The sequence below is a fragment of the Oceaniovalibus guishaninsula JLT2003 genome, assembly GCF_000299575.1.
In the GTDB taxonomy this organism is placed as follows: domain Bacteria; phylum Pseudomonadota; class Alphaproteobacteria; order Rhodobacterales; family Rhodobacteraceae; genus Palleronia; species Palleronia guishaninsula.
In genome coordinates, this window is the sequence record NZ_AMGO01000025.1 from 1 (window position 1) to 1,154 (window position 1,154).

Here is a 1,154-nt window from a genome sequence, read left to right on the forward strand (position 1 = left end):
CTACCGGCTCGCCGACGTCGAAGCCTTCGAGCAGAGCCAGCTTCAGCGTGCGCTGAAGATCAGCGAGGCCGTCGCGCGCGCCGGCCACGCGCCCCGCCGTCTGACCGCGGACCCCGCGCGGGCCGCACGGGTATGCTGATGGTCGCCGCGATCCCTTTCGGCGCCCGCGTGGCGACCACGAAGCTCAGCGATGTCGAGCTCTACGCTTGGATTGCGCAGGCCGAAGCCGGCGCGCGGCTCGAGTACCACTGCGGCTTTCTCGGGATCGATGTCACGCCGGTGATTTCGACCTTACCCGAGCCCGAGCGCCGTCAGCTTGCCGATCTCGGTCAGGCCGCGTTGAGCGCCTTCGAGAAGGGCCTCGTCCACCTCGTGCAGGAGCGCGTGGGCCCCGACCGCTTCGCCTACATCGCCGTCGCCCGGCCCAGACCGAAGGCCGCCGCTCCCTCGCTCTCGGCGCTGCTCCTCGAAGAGCGCGCCGCGTGATGGCCCCGCCATTCCCTTCCAACGGAGACCCCGCCATGCCGCATCCCGACAACACCCCGCATTTCAACGATCTCGAACGTCTCGCCCTCGGCGACATCGCGGCGCTGCCGCCCGAGATGCTGCTGGACCTGCAGACGACCGCGCTCGCCGAGACTGCCCGCGTGAAGCGGCTGCGGGACCGGCTCGAGGCCGGGATCGCGCAACGCTACGAGGGCGCCGCCGCGGCCGAGCGGACCGCGCAGGGGAAGACCAGCGGCACCGTGAGGGTCGAGGACGAGGGTGTCGTGGTTGTCGCGGACCTGCCGAAGAAGGTTTCCTGGGATCAGGACCGGCTTGCCGCCATGGCCGAGCGCATCCGCGCCGCGGGCGACGATCCCACCGAGTATCTCGAGATCGCCTATCGCGTTCCCGAGCGGCGCTACGGCGCCTGGCCCGCGGCGATGCGCGAGGGCTTCGCGGACGCGCGCAGCGAGACCACCGGCAAACCCGTCTTCCGGCTCGAGGCTCGAGACCGGTGACGCGCGGCGGCGGGACGCCCGGTCGGCAACGCCGGGCAGGTTCCCCTTCGGCACCCGGTCACCCCCGCCGCCGCGCCCCCTGAATTCACACCCCGGAGAACCCCATGGCCTTCCGCATCATCACCGCCGACGAACGGCTCTCGGCCGCCG

Annotated in this window: 2 protein-coding genes; both read left to right on the forward strand. The window is 71.8% G+C overall.

Annotation, left to right across the window (positions count from 1 at the left end; genetic code table 11):
* Nucleotides 1–138: 138 nt before the first annotated feature.
* Nucleotides 139–486, forward strand: a complete 348-nt coding sequence (locus OCGS_RS07840; protein ID WP_156801006.1) for a hypothetical protein — start codon at nt 139–141, stop codon at nt 484–486.
* A gap of 35 nt (nt 487–521) precedes the next feature.
* Entirely contained in the window at nt 522–1,004 is a 483-nt protein-coding gene (locus OCGS_RS07845) for a hypothetical protein (protein WP_007426703.1), read from the forward strand.
* The last annotated feature ends 150 nt before the right edge of the window (nt 1,005–1,154 follow it).

Bases quoted from the DNA above. Each gene is read 5' to 3' on its own strand.
- OCGS_RS07840 (WP_156801006.1), top strand. From the start codon at position 139: ATGGTCGCCGCGATCCCTTTCGGCGCCCGCGTGGCGACCACGAAGCTC.
- OCGS_RS07845 (WP_007426703.1), top strand. From the start codon at position 522: ATGCCGCATCCCGACAACACCCCGCATTTCAACGATCTCGAACGTCTC.